Source organism: uncultured Shewanella sp., assembly GCF_947495455.1.
Classification (GTDB): Bacteria; Pseudomonadota; Gammaproteobacteria; order Enterobacterales; family Shewanellaceae; genus Shewanella.
The window spans coordinates 1-2,874 of the sequence record NZ_CANLZC010000201.1; the positions used below are offsets into that span (position 1 = coordinate 1).

General features: G+C 37.6%; 2 protein-coding genes. Both read left to right on the forward strand.

Annotation, left to right across the window (positions count from 1 at the left end; translation table 11 throughout):
* Positions 1 to 1,217 precede the first annotated feature (1,217 nt).
* A complete protein-coding gene (locus Q0791_RS24635) occupies positions 1,218 to 1,730 on the forward strand; it encodes a helix-turn-helix domain-containing protein (protein ID WP_299011910.1) in 513 nt (170 codons plus the stop codon).
* Between the two features lies 1 nt (position 1,731).
* Positions 1,732 to 2,319, forward strand: a complete 588-nt coding sequence (locus Q0791_RS24640) for a transposase (protein WP_299011911.1) — start codon at positions 1,732 to 1,734, stop codon at positions 2,317 to 2,319.
* Positions 2,320 to 2,874 lie beyond the last annotated feature (555 nt).

A 2,874-nucleotide genomic window follows, 5' to 3' on the forward strand; every position in this document is an offset into this window, starting at 1 on the left:
AGAGATAGGACTCGGATTTTGACGCATTTAAACGATCAGTCAACCGATCAATAAATCGTTAAATGATCGGCATTACCACTTTTAGGGATGTTATTTTCAAATTTGTTTGTCTAAAAGACTAATTAGCGAACCTTAACACAATTAGTGTTGTTTTTAATCTATTGTTTTATATAAATTAAAGTTATTTTATGTTTTTTTATTACCAAAATAAACACAATGAAGACTTTTTTCAAAAAATACTTGTAATAAAATTACAGGTAATCTATAATGCTTTTCATCGGTTAGTCACTGGCTAGTCGTTACAGTCTATCTAGGAAGGATAATTCTCCATGGAATCGAGCGACAGGTTGACTCTACACTTAGATGCTGACTTTTATCAGTTTATTTAACTAAGCATTGTAAGAGTAATTTAATTACAACTTTGTTAGGAGTACGGAAATGGCTTATTCACAAATGAACACAGTTTATTGGAAAAATATTTGGTTTGACGCCAATGTTTTGCGAGGCGGAATTTACGCCATGTCATTTAAAGGTTAACCCTCTTTAAATGTGATTTTTGTTTTATCCATCAACCTTTAAGCACCTATTTGGTGCCACTAGACTCAAGTGTTAGACCATAACATGGCTTAGCATAGATTAACGCTTTTGAGCGGTAACCTGATTTCCTTTTGGATGACTTGAATATGTCTGACCTGCTCATTGAGCAGGTTTTTTTTTGGGTTTTTTAAATATGAATAAGTCAAGGTGATCACAATAACACTGAATACCAAAACATTCTGCCGATGAGTTGAATATAGACTTGACTTGCTCATTGAGCAGGCCTAGTGAGTTGATAATAGAGTCCTAGGTCGCTTTTTGTATTTTTTATAAAATATGAATAAGTCAAGGTGATCACAATAACACTGAATACCAAAACACTCTGCCGATGAGATGAATATAGACTTGACTTGCTCAATGAGCAAGCCTGGTGAGTTGATAATAGAGTCCTAGATAGCTTTTTGTATTTTTTATAAAATATGAATAAGTCAAGGTGATCACAATAACACTGAATACCAAAACACTCTACCGATGAGATGAATAGAGACTTGACTTGCTCATTGAGCAGGCCTAGTACCGCATCTTACAACTACTAACCCTATGATGTTGATTTGTATATCATAGGGATACTGGTATGATATCCCCATAAAAAGAACATAACACAAAGTCGAATTTTACCTATGCCTTGGGTTTCTCCATCGCTTCACTTACGTGAACAATCAAAAGCCATTTTAACTGATATCGTTAAATCCCGTACAGCGCGCAGTGATCATCGCCAGCGGGCGCAGCTTATTTTATCCTTTTCTGAAGGACTATCGAATATTAAGGCTGGAAAAGCTGTCGAGTTACAGCCAAAACAAGCGGGAAAATGGCGACATCGTTGGTTATCAAATGAAGCAAAATTACTTGAAGTCGAGCTCAGTGAACATGCTAGCCCAAAGCGGCTAAAAGACACCATTGAGCAGATTTTGAGTGATTTGCCTCGAAGTGGTGCACCCTCGACATTTAGCGCACTACAGGTTGCGCAGATTTTAGCGGTGGCTTGTGAAGAGCCTCAGGATAGCGGTGTGCCTTTGAGCCATTGGTCATTGTCAACCTTGAAAACAGAAGTCATTCGTCGTCAGATTGTAACAAGTATTTCAACCAGCACGCTGCACGTTTTTTTAAAATCAAGGGGCATTAAAACCGCATAAAGTGGAACAATGGCTGCATACTCAGCAGACCCAGGCTGGGTTTAGCGACAAGGTGGATGAAATATGTACCCTTTATCGTGATTCCAGTCAATTAAGAGCTAACGATATTCATGTCATTAGTGTGGATGAGAAAACCGGGATCCAAGCGTTAGAATATCGTGCTGTCACGCCGCTAAAACCGACACAGATCCAACGTCAGGATAGTGAATATACCCGTCATGGTACCCAATGCCTGATTGCCAATATTGAGGTCGCGACAGGTAAAGTCATTTATCCAACGGTCGGCGACACCTCTGATTTAGGGTGCAAAGGTAAAGCGGGCATATTAAAAAACATGGACAGTCGAATGGCGTTTTTAGCCAGTAAGACACATCGAATTCGGTTCGTCTACACGCCCAAACACGCTTCCTGGTTAAATCAAATCGAATGCTGGTTTAGTATTATCTCAAGGCAATTGCTTAAACGATTATCGGTCGCCAGTAAGGACGCATTAAATAACCTTATCCATAGTTATATTGATTACTATAACCAAACCACAGCAAATCCGTTTAAATGGATGTATACGAGAAAAACTTCATGTGCCGTCTAATTATCGAATTAACCACTAGTGAGTTGATACTAGAGAGTTCTAGGTAGTTGTTTTATTAATTCTTTATAAAATATGAATAAGTCAAGGTGATCACAATAACACTGAATACCAAAACACTCTGCCGATGAGATGAATATAGACTTGACTTGCTCAATGAGCAAGCCTGATGAGTCAACACTAGAGTCCTAGGTCGCTTTTTGTATTTTTTATAAAATATGAATAAGTCAAGGTGATCACAATAACACTGAATACCAAAACACTCTACCGATGAGATGAATAGAGACTTGACTTGCTCATTGAGCAAGCCTGGTGAGTTGATAATAGAGTCTTAGGTAGCTTTTTGTATTTTTTATAAAATATGAATAAGTCAAGGTGATCACAATAACACTGAATACCAAAACACTCTACCGATGAGATGAATAGAGACTTGACTTGCTCAATGAGCAAGCCTGATGAGTTGATAATAGAGTCTTAGGTAGCTTTTTGTATTTTTTATAAAATATGAATAAGTCAAGGTGATCACAATAACACTGAATACCAAAACACTCTACCGAT

What these genes read in the sequence shown, in the direction of transcription:
- Q0791_RS24635 (WP_299011910.1), top strand. Translation starts at nt 1,218, where the DNA reads ATGCCTTGGGTTTCTCCATCGCTTCACTTACGTGAACAATCAAAAGCC.